General features: G+C 74.7%; 17 protein-coding genes. 4 read left to right on the top strand and 13 right to left on the bottom strand.

The window, feature by feature from the left end; translation table 11 throughout:
- Position 1 precedes the first annotated feature (1 nt).
- Entirely contained in the window at positions 2 to 1,213 is a 1,212-nt protein-coding gene (locus ACFRAC_RS10790; RefSeq protein ID WP_382923308.1) for a methyltransferase domain-containing protein, read from the top strand.
- On the opposite strand, the gene ACFRAC_RS10785 is transcribed toward ACFRAC_RS10790, so the two are convergent.
- The 8 genes from ACFRAC_RS10785 to tsaB form a co-directional block, all read right to left on the bottom strand.
- Complete coding sequence (locus tag ACFRAC_RS10785; RefSeq protein ID WP_382923306.1) at positions 1,214 to 2,473, bottom strand: RNA polymerase sigma factor; 1,260 nt, start codon at positions 2,471 to 2,473, stop codon at positions 1,214 to 1,216.
- A gap of 47 nt (positions 2,474 to 2,520) precedes the next feature.
- Positions 2,521 to 2,877 carry a YciI family protein gene (locus tag ACFRAC_RS10780; RefSeq protein ID WP_382923304.1) on the bottom strand — a complete coding sequence of 119 codons (357 nt, stop codon included), beginning with the start codon at positions 2,875 to 2,877 and terminating at the stop codon, positions 2,521 to 2,523.
- A 109-nt stretch (positions 2,878 to 2,986) separates the two neighbouring features.
- Positions 2,987 to 4,036: an LCP family protein gene (locus ACFRAC_RS10775; protein WP_382923302.1), complete on the bottom strand. Its 1,050-nt coding sequence runs from the start codon at positions 4,034 to 4,036 to the stop codon at positions 2,987 to 2,989.
- A 118-nt stretch (positions 4,037 to 4,154) separates the two neighbouring features.
- The gene (locus tag ACFRAC_RS10770) at positions 4,155 to 5,249 is read right to left on the bottom strand and encodes a LacI family DNA-binding transcriptional regulator (RefSeq protein ID WP_382923300.1); all 1,095 of its coding nucleotides are present in this window, start codon (positions 5,247 to 5,249) and stop codon (positions 4,155 to 4,157) included.
- A gap of 122 nt (positions 5,250 to 5,371) precedes the next feature.
- Positions 5,372 to 5,635 carry a hypothetical protein gene (locus tag ACFRAC_RS10765; protein ID WP_382923723.1) on the bottom strand — a complete coding sequence of 88 codons (264 nt, stop codon included), beginning with the start codon at positions 5,633 to 5,635 and terminating at the stop codon, positions 5,372 to 5,374.
- 14 nt (positions 5,636 to 5,649) lie between these two features.
- Entirely contained in the window at positions 5,650 to 6,750 is a 1,101-nt protein-coding gene (tsaD, locus tag ACFRAC_RS10760; protein ID WP_382923298.1) for a tRNA (adenosine(37)-N6)-threonylcarbamoyltransferase complex transferase subunit TsaD, read from the bottom strand.
- Entirely contained in the window at positions 6,743 to 7,240 is a 498-nt protein-coding gene (rimI, locus tag ACFRAC_RS10755) for a ribosomal protein S18-alanine N-acetyltransferase (protein WP_382923721.1), read from the bottom strand. The genes tsaD and rimI overlap by 8 nt, the downstream gene beginning before the upstream one ends.
- Before the next feature lie 50 nt (positions 7,241 to 7,290).
- The gene (gene tsaB / locus ACFRAC_RS10750) at positions 7,291 to 7,947 is read right to left on the bottom strand and encodes a tRNA (adenosine(37)-N6)-threonylcarbamoyltransferase complex dimerization subunit type 1 TsaB (RefSeq protein WP_382923296.1); all 657 of its coding nucleotides are present in this window, start codon (positions 7,945 to 7,947) and stop codon (positions 7,291 to 7,293) included.
- A 111-nt stretch (positions 7,948 to 8,058) separates the two neighbouring features.
- Between tsaB and ACFRAC_RS10745 the strand changes: the two genes are divergently transcribed.
- Positions 8,059 to 8,610 carry a hypothetical protein gene (locus ACFRAC_RS10745; RefSeq protein WP_382923294.1) on the top strand — a complete coding sequence of 184 codons (552 nt, stop codon included), beginning with the start codon at positions 8,059 to 8,061 and terminating at the stop codon, positions 8,608 to 8,610.
- Between the two features lie 9 nt (positions 8,611 to 8,619).
- Here the strand turns inward: ACFRAC_RS10745 and ACFRAC_RS10740 are convergent, their stop codons facing one another.
- The 5 genes from ACFRAC_RS10740 to ACFRAC_RS10720 form a co-directional block, all read right to left on the bottom strand.
- Positions 8,620 to 8,796, bottom strand: a complete 177-nt coding sequence (locus ACFRAC_RS10740) for a hypothetical protein (RefSeq protein WP_382923292.1) — start codon at positions 8,794 to 8,796, stop codon at positions 8,620 to 8,622.
- Between the two features lie 149 nt (positions 8,797 to 8,945).
- A complete protein-coding gene (tsaE, locus tag ACFRAC_RS10735) occupies positions 8,946 to 9,458 on the bottom strand; it encodes a tRNA (adenosine(37)-N6)-threonylcarbamoyltransferase complex ATPase subunit type 1 TsaE (protein WP_382923290.1) in 513 nt (170 codons plus the stop codon).
- The gene (locus ACFRAC_RS10730) at positions 9,424 to 10,668 is read right to left on the bottom strand and encodes an alpha/beta fold hydrolase (protein WP_382923288.1); all 1,245 of its coding nucleotides are present in this window, start codon (positions 10,666 to 10,668) and stop codon (positions 9,424 to 9,426) included. Before ACFRAC_RS10730 ends, tsaE begins: the two co-directional genes overlap by 35 nt.
- Positions 10,669 to 10,846: 178 nt before the next feature.
- Entirely contained in the window at positions 10,847 to 12,013 is a 1,167-nt protein-coding gene (gene alr / locus ACFRAC_RS10725) for an alanine racemase (RefSeq protein WP_382923286.1), read from the bottom strand.
- Positions 12,014 to 12,076: 63 nt separating this feature from the next.
- Positions 12,077 to 12,964, bottom strand: coding sequence for a L,D-transpeptidase family protein (locus tag ACFRAC_RS10720; protein WP_382923284.1), 888 nt, complete (start codon positions 12,962 to 12,964; stop codon positions 12,077 to 12,079).
- Between the two features lie 85 nt (positions 12,965 to 13,049).
- On the opposite strand from ACFRAC_RS10720, the gene ACFRAC_RS10715 reads away from it, so the two are divergent.
- Positions 13,050 to 13,421 carry a holo-ACP synthase gene (locus tag ACFRAC_RS10715; protein WP_361347689.1) on the top strand — a complete coding sequence of 124 codons (372 nt, stop codon included), beginning with the start codon at positions 13,050 to 13,052 and terminating at the stop codon, positions 13,419 to 13,421.
- A 42-nt stretch (positions 13,422 to 13,463) separates the two neighbouring features.
- Complete coding sequence (locus ACFRAC_RS10710) at positions 13,464 to 14,900, top strand: NAD(P)H-hydrate dehydratase (RefSeq protein ID WP_382923282.1); 1,437 nt, start codon at positions 13,464 to 13,466, stop codon at positions 14,898 to 14,900.
- Positions 14,901 to 14,945: the final 45 nt, after the last annotated feature.

Below are 14,945 nucleotides of genomic sequence, written 5' to 3'. Positions count from 1 at the left end.
CATGGAGCCGACCATCCTCCGACTGGCCGACAATGACCCGGTGAACGACCACCTCGACGCCTTCACCGCCCTGCTCGCCCCCGAGGGCCGCGCCCTCCTCGACGCCGTGCGCGACACCGACCCCGCCGACGAGCTCGCCGTCGCGACCAGGCTGCGCCGCGGGCACCCGGCCGGGCTGGTGTCCGCGGCCCTCGGGCAGGCCCGGCTGCGGCAGCGGGCGGCGGCGAAGTTCGGCGCCGAGGACGCGGGGCGCATGTACTTCACGCCCAACGGCGTCGAGCAGTCGACGCGGGCGAGCGTGGCGGCGTACCGGGCGGCCCGGATGCGGGAGCTGGGCATCGGCTCGGTCGCCGACCTCTGCTGCGGCATCGGCGGCGACGCGATCGCGCTCGCGCGGGCCGGCATCCGGGTGCTGGCCGTCGACCGGGACCCGCTGACGGTGGCGGCGGCCCGGGCCAACATGGCGGCGCTCGGACTGGCGGACCTGGTCGAGGTGCGCCAGGCGGACGTCACCGAGGTCGCGACCGCCGGCTTCGACGCCGTGTTCGTCGACCCGGCCCGGCGCGGCGGACGCGGCCGCATCTTCGACCCGGAGGCGTACTCGCCGCCGCTGTCCTGGGCCGTCGAGGCGGCCCGCACCGCACCCCACGCCGCCCTGAAGGTGGCACCCGGCATCCCGCACGAGGCGGTCCCCGGCGACGCCGAGGCCGAGTGGATCTCCGACGGCGGGGACGTCAAGGAGGCGGTGCTGTGGTTCGGCACGGCCCCCGGAGCCATCCGCGCCACACTGCTGCCGGGCCCGCGCTCGCTGCTCTCCCGCGGCCTGCCCGATCCGGCGGTGCGACCCGTCGGACGGTATCTCTACGAGCCGGACGGCGCCGTCATCCGGGCCCATCTGGTCGCCGAGGCCGCCGAGTCGCTGGACGGCGGGCTGGTCGACGCGACCATCGCGTACATCACGGCGGACGCGCTGCGCCCCACCCCGTACGCCACCGCGTACGAGATCACCGACCAGCTGCCGTTCAACGTGAAGCGGCTGAAGGCGCTGCTGCGGGAGCGCGGGGTGGGCACGCTGACCGTGAAGAAGCGCGGTTCGGCGGTCGAGCCGGAGGAACTGCGCCGCAAGGTCAAGCCGCAGGGGCCGAACGCGGCCACCGTGTTCCTGACCCGGGTGGCGGGCGCGCCGACCATGCTGGTGGGGCGCCCCGCGTAGTCACGGCCCGGCCTCCGCCGCCCGTCGGCGCAGCATCTCCCGCTCCGCCTCGTTGCGCGTCAGCGCCGCCGCGCGCTCGAACTCCGCCCGCGCCTCGGCCGTGCGGCCGAGGCGCAGGAGCAGGTCGCCGCGCACGCTCGGGAGCAGGTGGTAGGCCCGCAGCGCCGGTTCGCCCGCGAGGGCGTCGACGATCTCCAGGGCGGGCCCGGGGCCCTCGGCCATCGAGACGGCGACCGCCCGGTTCAGCTCCACCACCGGCGACGGCGACCGGGCGGCGAGCAGCCGGTACAGCGTGGCGATGGACCGCCAGTCGGTGTCCTCGTAGCGGAACGCGTGCGCGTGGCATGCGGCGATGGCGGCCTGGAGGGCGTACGGGCCGGGGGCGCCCGTCGCCGTCGCGCCCGCCCGGTCCAGGGCGGTGATGCCCCGGGCGATCAGCATGCGGTTCCAGCGGCGCCGGTTCTGGTCGCGCAGCAGGACGGGCGTGCCGTCGGAGGCGGTGCGGGCGGCCGTGCGGGACGCCTGGAACTCCAGCAGCGAGGCCAGTGCGTGCACCTCGGGCTCCTTCGGCATCAGCGCGGCCAGCTGCCGGGCCAGCCGCAGCGCGTCCTCGCACAGCGCGGGGCGCAGCCAGTCGTCGCCGGCGGTCGCCGCGTACCCCTCGTTGAAGATCAGGTAGATGACGTCGAGGACGGAGCCGAGCCGCGCCTCGCGGTCGGGTCCGTACGGCACCTCGAAGGCGACGTTCCGGGTGGCCAGGGTGCGCTTGGCGCGGACCACGCGCTGGGCGACCGTGGCCTCGGGGACCAGGTAGGCGCGGGCGATCTCGGCCGTGGTCAGACCGCCGGCCAGACGCAGGGTGAGAGCCGTGCGGGCCTCCGGGGACAGCACGGGATGGCAGGTGGTGAAGACGAGCCGGAGCAGGTCGTCGTCGATGGCGTCGGGGTCGGCGGGCTCCGGCGGCGGCACGTCCTCCAGGTTCCGGCCGATCTCCCGGAGCTTGCGGGCGTAGTTCTCCCGGCGGCGGACCAGGTCGACGGCGCGGTGGCGGGCGGCGGCGGTGAGCCAGGCGCCCGGCCGGTCGGGCACGCCGTCGCGCGGCCATTTCTCCAGCGCGGCGACCAGGGCGTCCTGGGCGAGTTCCTCGGCGATGCCGACGTCCCGGACGACCCGGGTGACGGCGGCGACGACGCGGGGGAACTCCAGCCGGAAGACGGTCTCGAGGGTGGACCGGGTGTCGATGGTGCGCGGTGTCTCCACAGCCCACCATCGAACACCCTGCCCGTCCCGCGGCCCAGCGGGAGCGGTCACCCCTCGGCGATCTCCCGCACCTCGCAGGTGACGGTCCAGAACTCCTCGTGCACCTTCAGGAACCGGGTGGCCCACTCGATGGCCTCGGCCCTGTCCTTGCACTGCATGATCGCGTACCCGCCGACGACCTCCTTGGCCTCGGTGAAGGGCCCGTCGGTGACGGAGATCCTTCCGCCCTCCCAGTGCACCCGGGTGCCCTGCGCGGACGGCAGCAGCCCGGCGGTGTCGAGCATGACGCCGGCCTTGGTGACCTCCTCGATCAGCTCCCCCATGCGCCGCATCAGTTCGGGGCTCGGGCCCTCGGCGGGGGCGGACGCCTCGTCGATCTTCACGAGCGACAGGTATCGGGGCATGGTGACTCCTCGTGCTGCGGTGACCGGGCCCTTCCCGGCCTCTCACCCCTGCGTCGAACGGCCGGCCGCCGGATCGACACGTCCCCCGGGATCTCTGAGAAGTTTTCTCTCAGCGCAGCGACTCCCACAGCTTCCCCGCCTCCGGCTCGTCCGCCACCACCCGGTTGTGGTTGGACGGCGCCGGCACCACCGGCATGGTCAGGGTCCTGACACCGGCCGACGTCAGCCCCCGCAGGCTCTGCCCGAGGCCGGTCAGCTCGCTCAGCGAGTCGAGTCCCGTGTCCGTGGTCAGGGCGCCGGTCACCGCGTCGGCGACCCGGTAGAGCCGGGCGGGCTCGGTGAGCAGGTCGGTGGCGGAGATCTGGTCGAGCAGCGCCTTCACCAGCTTCTGCTGGAGCTCGATGCGGCCCAGGTCGCTGCCGTTGCCGATGCCGTGCCGGGTGCGGGCCAGGGCCAGCGCCTGCTCCCCGTCCAGGTGGTGCGTGCCGGCCGCCAGGTCCAGATGGCTGTCCTCGTCCTGGATGTCCTGGTCCGTGGTGACCGTGACCCCGCCGAGGGCGTCCACCAGCTTCGCGAACCCGGAGAAGTCGAGCTCGACGTAGTGGTCCATCCGCACGCCGGTCAGGGACTCGGCCGTCTTGACCGCGCAGACCGGACCGCCCAGCGCGTAGGCGCTGTTGAACATGGCCTGGTACGCCTGCCGGGTCGACCCGCCCGACGGCAGCGGGCAGGACGGCCGGGTGACCAGGGTGTCGCGCGGGATGCTCACGACCGTGGCCGTGGTGCGGCCGGCGTCGATGTGGAACACCATCGCGGTGTCCGAGCGGGCGCCCCCGCTGTCGCCCCCGCCGAGCTTCCTGTTGGCGGCGCCGCTGCGCGAGTCGGAGCCGAGGACCAGGATGTTCAGCGCGTCCGTCGGCAGCGGTGACGCCGACGGCGTCGGGGTCGTCATCGCCCGGGGCGGGCGGTCGTCGCCCAGCGCCTGGTCGATGTCGACACCGGTGATGTTGTCGTCGAGATGCCGGTAGGCCCAGGCCGCCGCCCCGATCGCCAGGGCCAGTAAGGCCGCGAGGGCGATCCCCGCCCTTCGCCACACGGACGCCCGCCGGTCCCCGCGTCCCGCGTCGTCCTCGCCCGTTCCCCGCCCGCGTCCCCTCATAGGTAGGAACGTACGTCCGAATTATTACGGCCAGGGAGCCCAGGGCGGGTTTTCGCGCGAAATTCTCAGACTTCTCTCAGAAAGGAGCCGAAAGTTTCGCGCCGGGCCCCGGCGGGCGTCACAGCCGGGGCGCCGGGGCCGTGCTGCTCCGCACCACCAGGCTCGTCGCCAGGTCCACCCTGGTCGCCGAGGGGGTGCCCTGCTCGCGGGCGAGGTCCAGCACCAGCTTCGCCGCCGCCTCCGCCATCTCCGTCAGCGGCTGCCGCACGGTCGTCAGCGGCGGCCCGACCCACCGCGCGACCGGCAGGTCGTCGAACCCGACCACGCTCAGGTCCTCCGGCACCCGCAGCCCGAGCTCCCGCGCGGCCTCGTACAGCCCGAGCGCCTGCAGGTCGTTGCCGGCGAAGACCGCGGTGGGCCGGTCGGGGCGGCGCAGCAGTTCCAGGCCCTGCCGGTAGCCGGTCTCATGGTGGAAGTCGCCGGTCCTGACCAGGTCCTGGTCGACCGTCAGCCCGGCCGTCTCCAGGGCGGCGCGGTAGCCGTCGAGGCGGGCGCGGCTGCACATCATCCGGGACGGTCCGGTGATCGCGCCGATCCGCCGGTGGCCGAGCTCGATCAGATGCCGGGTGGCGGCGAGGCCGCCCTGCCAGTTGGTCGCGCCGATGGACGGCACGTCGGCGCCCGGGTCGCCCGCCGGGTCCATCACGACGAACGGGATCGAACGGCTGGTCAGCAGCGCGCGCTGGGACTCGTCGAGGTCGGACAGCACGAGGATCACGCCGTACGGGCGGCGGGCGGCGACCTGGTCGGCCCAGGTCCGGCCCGGAGTGAGGCGCCCCGCGCTCTCGCTGAGCACGACGCTCAGCCCCGCGTCCCGGGCCACGTTCTCGACGCCCCGGATGACCTCCATCGCCCACGCGCTCTCCAGCTCGTGGAAGACCAGGTCGATCAGGGGCGAGCGGCCGGTCTCGGCCCGCCGGCGGCGGTAGCCGTGGGCGCGCAGCAGCTCCTCGACACGGCTGCGGGTGCCCGGGGCCACGTCCGCGCGTCCGTTGAGGACTTTCGAAACAGTCGGCGCCGAGACGCCGGCCTCGCGGGCGATCTCGGCGAGCGTGGCCGTCCGCCCGGACCGGCCGGTCGTCGCTGCCGTCGACGGTGCCGGCCGGTTCTCCGGCTCTGCCGTCCGGGATGCGGCGGTCTCACGGGCTGTCATGGCGGCGATCGTAACCCCGCCCGGCCCGGCGACGAACCCTTTCCGGCCCAGTCCGCATCCCGGAACATTCGACAGGCACCACGAAACCTTCGAGGCATGGGACCGCACGCGTGACGGCTCTCTCAGCCGCCGGACCGGCCGGGACCCTCCGTACCGAGCGACTCGAACCGCCACCGGTGCACGGCCCGCGTGACCAGCTCGCCGTCGGGTTCCGGCAGTTCGGGGACCTCCGCGTCGGCGTCCGCCTCCCACCACGTGATGACGAGGACCCGGTCCTGCGCCGCCCGGAGAGTCTCCCGGCGCAGGGGCGGCCGCGGCAGCTCCTGCGCCCGCGCCCAGGCGAGCAGGTCCCCGCCCCGCCCGGGCACCGCCCGCGCCTCCCACATCAGGGCGACGACGCTCACGAGTACAGGTTCTCGTTGCTCACCTCGTGCACGTGGTCGTGCCCGGCGCCCGGCACATGCGGCTCCGTCACCGGCAGCGAGGAGTCCGCCGACAGGTCCCAGTCGGAGGCCGCCCGGTTGCGCGCGATCATCTCGGCGCCGAGCGCGGCGACCATCGCGCCGTTGTCCGTGCACAGCTTCGGCCGGGGCACCCGCAGCCGGATGCCGGCCGCCTCGCAGCGCTCCTGGGCCAGGGCCCGCAGCCGGGAGTTCGCGGCCACGCCGCCGCCGATCATCAGGTGGTCGACGCCCTCGTCCTTGCAGGCCCGTACGGCCTTCCGGGTCAGCACGTCGACGACCGCCTCCTGGAAGGAGGCCGCGACGTCCCGCACCGGCACCTCCTCGCCCGCGGCCCGCTTCGCCTCGATCCAGCGGGCGACGGCGGTCTTCAGGCCGGAGAAGGAGAAGTCGTACGCCGGGTCGCGCGGGCCGGTCAGACCGCGCGGGAACGCGATCGCGTTCGGGTCGCCCTCGCGGGCGTAGCGGTCGATGACCGGTCCGCCGGGGAAGCCGAGGTTCAGCACGCGGGCGATCTTGTCGAACGCCTCGCCCGCCGCGTCGTCGATGGTCGCGCCCATCGGGCGGACGTCGGAGGTGATGTCGGAGGACAGCAGCAGCGAGCTGTGCCCGCCGGACACCAGCAGCGCCATCGTCGGCTCCGGTAGTGGCCCGTGCTCCAGCTGGTCCACGCAGATGTGCGAGGCGAGGTGGTTGACGCCGTACAGCGGCTTGCCGAGCGCGTAGGCGTACGCCTTGGCCGCCGACACGCCGACCAGCAGCGCGCCCGCGAGGCCGGGACCGGCCGTGACCGCCACGCCGTCGAGGTCGCGCGCGCTGACGCCCGCCTCCTTCAGCGCCCGGTCGATGGTCGGGATCATCGCCTCCAGATGGGCCCGGGAGGCGACCTCCGGCACGACGCCGCCGAAGCGGGCGTGCTCCTCGACGCTGGAGGCCACGGCGTCGGCGAGCAGGGTGGTGCCGCGGACGATGCCGACGCCGGTCTCGTCGCACGAGGTCTCGATGCCCAGAACGAGGGGTTCGTCCCGCGAGTCAGCCATTGATCTCAGTTCCTTGTACGGAGTCGTCACCCGCGGCGCTGCCGCTGTCGGGCGCTGTGGTCAGTCGCATCACCAGGGCGTCCACGTTCCCCGGCTGGTAGTAGCCGCGCCGGAAGCCGATGGCCTCGAATCCGAAGCGCTCGTAGAGCTTCTGCGCGCGGACGTTGTCCACCCGGCACTCCAGCATCACCTCGGCGCACTCGAACTCGGTGGCCGCGCGCAGCAGCTCGGCCAGCATCCGCCCGCCGAGGCCGGTCCCCCAGCAGTCGCGCGCGACGGCGATGGTCTGGACGTCCCCCAGGTCGCCGGCGGCGGCGAGCCCGGCGTAGCCGACCAGGCGCCCGTCCTGCTCGGCGACGACATAGCGGCGGGTGGCCTCGGCCCCTCGGGAGTGGGCCAGTTCGGACCAGAACATGCCCCGGGACCAGGCGTCCTCGGGGAAGAGCGCCTTCTCCAGCTCCAGCACGGGGTCGATGTCCCACCAGCGCATCTCGCGCAGTTCGGGGCCCTCGGCGCCGCCGGGGGTGGTCACGGGTCCGGTCACTTGGGGGTGACCACCTTGTAGTTCTTGGGGACCTGGGCGTCGGGGCGGCGCAGATACAGCGGCCGCGGCGCGGGCAGTTCCTCCCCCGCGGCCAGCCGCTCGGCGGCCAGGGCGGCCAGGGCGGCCGCCGACACGTGCTCGGGCTCGTGGGTCCACGGGAACGTGTCGGGGTAGAGCAGGGCGCCGGCGCCGACGGCCGGCAGTCCGGCCACCTCGGCGGCGATGTCGGCGGGCCGGTCGACGGCCGGGTCGGTCAGCCGGGTGCGGGAGTCGGCGTACCGGGCCCAGTAGACCTCTTTGCGCCGGGCGTCGGTCGCCACGACGAAGGGGCCCTTCTCGATGTCGGCGGCGTAGGCGAGACCGTCCAGCGTGCACACGCCGTGCACGGGGACGCCGAGGGCGAACCCGAAGGTGTCGGCGGTCATCAGGCCGACGCGCAGCCCGGTGTAGGGGCCGGGGCCGATGCCCACGACGACGCCGGTGACGGCGTCCAGCCGGACACCGGCCTCGGCGAGGACCCGGTCGACGGCCGGCAGCAGCAGCTCGCCGTGCCGGCGCGCGTCCACCTGGCTCGAGGAGGCGATGACGTCCGTGCCGTCGTGCAGCGCGACGGTGACGGCGGGGGTGGCGGTATCCAGAGCGAGCAAGAGCACGCAAACAGCCTACGGCGCCCGGGGCTCCGGAAGTGCCGCCCCGGTCGGGCGGGCGGTGACTGCTACGGTCGGCATGATCACGTGGCGCGAGCGAACGCTGAGGTGGTGACGGTGGCGGGCAGCAGTTCCGGATTCGTCGTGGGCCTGGCCGCGGCCGCCCTCGCCGCGGTCGGCTTCCTCACCTTCCAGGCCGCCGCGAACGTCCCGCCCGACCTGGGCGAGCCCCCCGGCGGGGCGCTCGCGGCGAGTACCTCCGAGGCCCCCCGGGAGGCCGCCGACCCCGAGGCGCTGCCCGCCCTCTCCGGCACCGGGGAGCGGGTCGTCTACTCCCTGGGCGACGACCGGGTGTGGCTGGTCGGGAACGGCGACAAGGTCAGGAGGACGTTCCGGGTGACCCCCGGATCGGTCGACCCGGCACCGGGCCTCTACCCGGTCGTGTCGCGCTCCGGCTCGGTCACCGGGACCGACGGGCTGCCGGTGGAGCACGTGGTGCGGTTCGCGGCGGTGGACGGCGTGACGATCGGCTTCAGCGCGGCCGTGCCGGGCGGCACCCCGCAGCCGGACCCGACCGCGCGGACGGGCGGCATCCGCGAGTCACGTGGTGACGGGACCGCCATGTGGGAGTTCGCGACGATCGGCCGCATGGTGGTCGTGATCCCCTGACCGCCCTGGTCAGGCCGCCTCGGGCCGAGGCTCGGCGACCGGATGGGGCTCGGGCGCGCGCGGAGGTGTCGAGACGAGCCGCGCGGCGGCGTTGGCCGCCAGCAGGTCGCGCACGGACAGCGAAACGCCGTGGGCCGGCGGGTGCGGCCGCGCCTCACCGTCGGGCGTGTTCTCCGGTACCGGCATGGGGCGCCTCCTGAGGTCGGGGGCGGGCGTGGTTAGGCACGCCTAACCACTGGCTGGATACCATGTGACCACGCCCACGACCGCGAACGCAACGGTTTCCCGACACGTTGTCGGAACGGCCTCGCGGGCCGGCTCCGGCCCGGGGCGTGTCAGGCGGACAGCACGCTCAGGTCCACGGCCGCCCAGCGCTCGCCGAGCCCGGTCACCGTCACCTGCCGCACCTCGTCCGTCGTGTCGCCGACGGCCCGGTGGATCACGACCTGGAGGCGCTCCTCGGTCAGCTCCTCGACCTTGCCCTCGCCCCACTCCACGACGACGACCGACTCGGGCAGCGAGACGTCCAGGTCGAGGTCCTCCATCTCGTCCAGGCCGCCGGACAGCCGGTAGGCGTCGACGTGGACGAGCGGCGGGCCGTCACCGAGCGACGGGTGCACCCGGGCGATCACGAAGGTCGGGGACGTCACCGCGCCCCGGACCCCCAGGCCCTCGCCGAGCCCCCGGGTCAGCGTCGTCTTGCCCGCGCCGAGCTCCCCGCTGAGCATCAGGAGGTCGCCGGCGCGCAGCAGCTTGGCGAGTCGCCGGCCGAGCTCCCGCATCTGATCGGGGGAGGTGACGGTCAGCTGTAGGTCACCCGCGTTGTGCGGTGCTGCTGGTGCTTCCATAGCCACTAACCGTAGCCCCTGCGGGCACGGCGCCCGCGCGGGTGAGGAGGTCGGCGAGGCGGTCGGTGACCACCTCCGGGTGCTCCAGCATCACCAGGTGCCCGGCGTCCGGCACCAGCACCAGTTCGGCGTCCGGCAGCAGGTCGGCGATGGCCTCGCTGTGCTCGCTCGGCGTGACCAGATCGCCCACACCGGCGAGGACGAGCACGGGCATCTCGGTGAACAGGGCGAGCGCCTCGGTCTTGTCGTGGTCGGTGAAGGCCGGGTAGAACTCGGCGACCACGTCGATCGGGGTCCCCTCGATCATCCGCTCGGCGAACCGGACGATGGCCGGGTCCACGTCCCGCGACGAGAACGAGTACCGCTTGATGATCCCCGCGAACAGGTCGGCGGTGGCCCGGCGCCCCTTCTCCACCAGCTCGGCGCGCTGCCCCAGCGCCTTGAGGACACCCGGCAGCACACGGCGCACGGCGTTGACCCCCGCGACGGGCAACCCGAAGTTGACCTCGCCGAGCCGCCCGGACGACGTACCGACCAGGGCGGTGGCGACGACCCGCTCGCGGATCAGCTCCGGGTACTGGTCTGCCAGCGCCATCATGGTCATCCCGCCCATGGAGTGCCCCACCAGGACGAGCGGCCCCTCGGGCGCCGCCGCGTCGATGACGGCCTTCAGGTCCCGGCCCAGCTGCTCGATGTCGACGTGCCGGCCCTCCTGTGTCTGGGCGACCCCGCGCCCGGACCGCCCGTGGCTGCGCTGGTCCCAGTGCACGGTGCGCACGACGCCCCGCAGCGCCGCCCGCTGGAAGTGCCAGGAGTCCTGGCTGAGGCAGTAGCCGTGGCTGAAGACGACGGTGACGGGGGCCGGCGCCTTGCGCCCGAACAGCCGGCGCCGGCGGGGGCTGAGCGCGGGCGCGGACTCGGGGTCGACGTCGTCGACCTCGTAGTACAGCAGGGTGCCGTCGTCGGCGTACGCCTTGCCGGGCGTGCCGCGCAGCGAGCCGTACGGTCCCGCCGAGTCCAGGGCGAGGCGCGCCTTCTGGCGCATGCCGCGGCCCACGGTCATCCGCTCTATGGCGACGCCGGCGGCCGCGCCGGCCGCGACCACGCCTATCGCCGCGCCGGCGAGACCGGTCGCCCTGCGCCAGCTCGCGGCCGCCCCCGTCGCGGAGGCGATGGCCGCGACGCCGGCCTCCGCGCTGCTCTCGCTCACGTACCGCTCCTCTTCGCTGGGTCCGGTGCCGGTATGACGACGGTGGTGGACCGTCCCGTGGTCCGAGCGGGGTCCCGCTACGGGGTACCCCTCTCGTTCCTCCTTCACATGAATGTACTCAGTGGTAGCAACCGCGTGGCCGCACACACCGCGGTTCGCCCGGAACCAGCGGCCGCGGCTACCGGCCCTCGTCCACATAGACGCGGGGAACGCGCGCGGAGATGCGTGTGACGACCTCGTAGGCGATGGTTCCCGTGGCCTGCGCCCAGTCCTCGGCCGTGGGCTCCCCGCCGTCGCCCGGTCCGAACAGCACGGCCCGCGCGCCCGCCTCCGGCTCGTCCCCGCCGAGGTCGACGACGAACTGGTCCATCGCGACCCGCCCGGCGACCGTCCGCCACTTGCCGCCGGCCAGGACGGGCCCGGCACCGGAGGCGTGCCGCGGGATGCCGTCGGCGTAGCCGAGCGGGACGAGGCCGAGGGTGGTCTCGCCGGGGGTGACGTAGTGGTGCCCGTAGCTGACGCCGTGCCCGCCGGGCACGTGCTTGACCAGGGCCAGGGACGCCGAGAGGGTCATCACCGGACGCAGCCCCAGGTCGGCGGGGCTGCCCAGCGCGGGGCTCGGCGAGATGCCGTAGATGGCGATGCCGGTGCGCACCAGGTCGAAGTGGCTCTCGGGGAGCGTGAGCGTGGCCGGCGAGTTCGCGATGTGCCGCACCTCGGGGCGCACGCCCCGCTCCTCGGCGTACGCGGTCATCTCCCGGAAGCGGTCGAGCTGGGCGGCGATGGAGGGGTGGCCCGGCTCGTCGGCGCAGGCGAAGTGGGACCACAGCCCGGTGATCCGGATCAGCCCGTCGGCCTCGGCGCGCAGCGCCTCACGGACCAGCTCGGCCCAGTCGTCCCCCGGCTGGCAGCCGCCCCGCCCCAGGCCGGTGTCGGCCTTGAGCTGCACCCGCGCGGGCGTCCCGGCCCGCCGGGCGGCCTCGGTGACCTCGCGCAGCGCCCACATCCCGCTGACGGACACGTCGAGGTCGGCCTCGATCGCCTCCTGCCAGGGTCCGCCGGGCGTCCACAGCCAGCACATCATCCGCACGCCCTGGATCCCGGCGGCCCGCAGCGCGAGGGCCTCCTCGGGGGTGGCCGTGCCCAGCCAGGACGCCCCGGCCTCCAGCGCGGCGCGGGCACAGCGCAGCGCCCCGTGGCCGTACGCGTCCGCCTTGACGACGGCCATCAGGGCGGCGCCGGGGGCGCGGCCGCGCAGGGTCCGCACATTGGCCCGCAGGGCGGCCAGATCGATCTCGGCGCGGGCACGCGCGGGCGCGGTCCGCTGTGGTGCTGTCTTCGTCATCGCGCCCCCAGTGTCTCAGAGGGGCCCGGCGACGCCGTCGTGCCGGACCCCCTCGGGCACCTCTCAGCCCTCCGTGCGGTGGCCCCACACGTAGACGCGGTCGCCGTTCCTCAGCAGCTTCCACAGGGCGCGGGCGTCGTCCAGGCGCAGGTTGACGCAGCCCATGGAGCCGACCTCGGTGAAGATGCTGCCGTAGACACCGTGGAAGGCCTGGCCGCCGTCGAAGAACTGCGCGTACGGCATCGGGCTGTTGTAGAGCGTCGACACGTGGTTCTTGTGCCTCCAGTAGACGCGGTGCCATCCGACGCGGGTGCCGTAGCCCTTGCGTCCGCTGCGCACGGACACCGGCTGGAAGACGACCTGGCGGCCCGTCTGCACCCAGGCGATCTGCCGGTCGAGGTCCACGCAGGCGACCCGGTACGCCCGCACGGGGCACTTCCCGGCGGCGTTGGGGTTCTTGCGGGCGGACTCCAGCCGCATGGTGGCCCAGGTGACGGGCCCGGCGAAGCCGATCGCGGGCTTGATCTTGTGCTTGACCTGGAAGCGGCGGACGGCACGGCAGTCGGCGGCCGACTGCTCGCCGTCCGCCTTCAGCCCGAGCCACCGCTCGGCCTCCCGCTGGTACGGACCCGTCTCGTCGCTGCACCTGACACCCCCGAGGGCGTCCATCGGAGTGACGTACTCGACGAGGTCGTGCGTCGCGTCGGGGGCGTCCTTCGGCTCGACGGCGTCCTCCTCGGCGCTGGGCTCGTACACCTTCGGCGGCAGGGCCTGGTCCGAGGTGTCGGCCGGGGCGAGCGGGAGCATGTCGAGGGGGACACCCGGTACGAGGCCGGCACCCGGTCCGGTGGCCGGGGGCTCGGGGTCCGCCGAGGCGCTGCCGACGGGCAGCAAGGAGGCCGCCGCGAGCATCACGGCGATGCTCCGGCAGGCGATACGTCCGCTGATCATGCGCACAGGGAAGCGTGCGCGGCGGGCCCGACGGGAGGCGCCGCGCGGCGGGGTCACCCGAAGGAGGAACCGTAAGGTGCTCGCCATGAGCATCATCGGGGTCGGCATCGACGTGGCCGAGATCGACAGGTTCGACGCGGCGCTGCGCCGCACGCCCGGGCTGGCCGAACGGCTGTTCCTGGAGAGCGAGTTGCTGCTGCCCGGCGGTGGACGCCGGGGCATCGCCTCGCTCGCCGCGCGCTTCGCCGCCAAGGAGGCCCTCGCGAAGGCGCTCGGCGCGCCGGCGGGCCTGCTGTGGACCGACGCCGAGGTCTACGTCGAGGACAGCGGACGGCCCCGGCTGCGGGTGCGCGGCACGGTGGCGGCCCGCGCGGCCGAACTCGGCGTGCGGTCCTGGCACGTCTCCCTCAGCCATGACGCCGGGGTCGCCTCGGCGGTGGTGATCGCCGAGGGCTGATTCGATGCGCCGGGCCGCGCCCCGTGCGTCAGACTCGGTCGTATGCGGACTGCTTACGGCGTGGAGACGGTGAGGGCGGCCGAACGGGAGCTGATGGCACGGCTCCCCGAGGGCGCACTGATGCAGCGGGCGGCGGCCGGACTCGCCGCGGCCTGCGCGGACCTGCTGGGCCGGGTGTACGGCAGCCGGATCGTGCTGCTGGTCGGCAGCGGCGACAACGGCGGCGACGCCCTGTACGCCGGGGCCCGGCTGGCCCGGCGCGGGGCGGGCGTCACGGCGGTGCTGCTCTCCCCGGACCGGGCGCACCCCGGCGGCCTGGCCGCGCTGCGCAAGGCGGGCGGCCGCAGCGCCGGCGCCGACGCGGGCCGGGAGTTGATCGAGCGCGCCGACCTCGTCGTGGACGGCATCGTCGGGATCGGCGGCAAGGGCGGGCTGCGCCCGGAGGCGGCGGCGCTGGCACACGCGGCGGAGCGGGCCCGGGTGCCGGTGGTCGCGGTGGACCTGCCGAGCGGTGTGGACGCCGACACCGGTGAGGTGCGGGGAACGGCGGTGCGGGCGGACCTCACCGTCACGTTCGGCACGCACAAGCCGGGGCTGCTGATCGACCCGGCACGTGAACACGCCGGTGTGGTGCGGCTCGTCGACATCGGGCTGACGCTGCCGCACGACGCGGTGGAGCTGGAGGCGCTGCAACACGCGGACGTCGCGCTGCTGTTGCCGGTGCCGGCGCCGGAGTCCGACAAGTACCGCCGGGGGGTCGTCGGCATCGCGGCCGGTTCGGCCCGCTATCCGGGGGCCGCCGTGCTCGCGGTGTCGGGGGCGTTGCGCGGCGGGGCCGGTGCGGTGCGGTACGTCGGCCCGGCCGGTGACGCGGTGATCGCCCGGTTCCCGGAGACCCTGGTGTCGGAGGGGGGGCCGCGGAAGGCCGGGCGGGTGCAGGCCTGGGTGGTCGGGCCGGGCGCCGGGGACGACGCGGCGACGGTCGCCGAGGTCCTGTCGACGGACGTGCCGGTGCTGATCGACGCCGACGGCCTGCGGCTGGCGGACCCGGAGGCGGTACGGACACGGACGGCGCCGACGCTGATGACCCCGCACGCCGGGGAGGCGGCGGCGCTGCTCGGCGTCACCCGCGAGGAGGTCGAGGCGGCCCGGCTGACGTCGGTCCGGGAACTGGCGGCGCGCTACACGGCGACCGTCCTGCTGAAGGGGTCCACGACCCTGGTGGCCGGTGCCGGGGGCACCCGCCCGGTCCGGGTGAACCCCACGGGCACCTCGTGGCTGGCCACGGCCGGGAGCGGCGACGTCCTGTCGGGCCTCGCGGGCTCCCTGCTCGCGGCGGGCCTCGCCCCGCTGGACGCCGCGAGCGTCGGGGCCTATCTGCACGGACTGTCGGCCCGGTTCGCGGCGGACGGCGCCCCGCTGGCCGCGCATGACGTGGCGGAGGGCATCCCGCAGGCGTGGCGGGACGTGTTGGGGTGATTCGGGGGGCCGCCGGGTCAGCGCCGGAGTCGACGTGCGGCCACC

Origin of the sequence: Streptomyces sp. NPDC056628 (assembly GCF_042792555.1) — a bacterium.
Lineage (GTDB): Bacteria > Actinomycetota > Actinomycetes > Streptomycetales > Streptomycetaceae > Streptomyces.
Note: the sequence above shows the minus strand (reverse complement) of the source record. Positions and strands in the feature narration are given on the sequence as shown.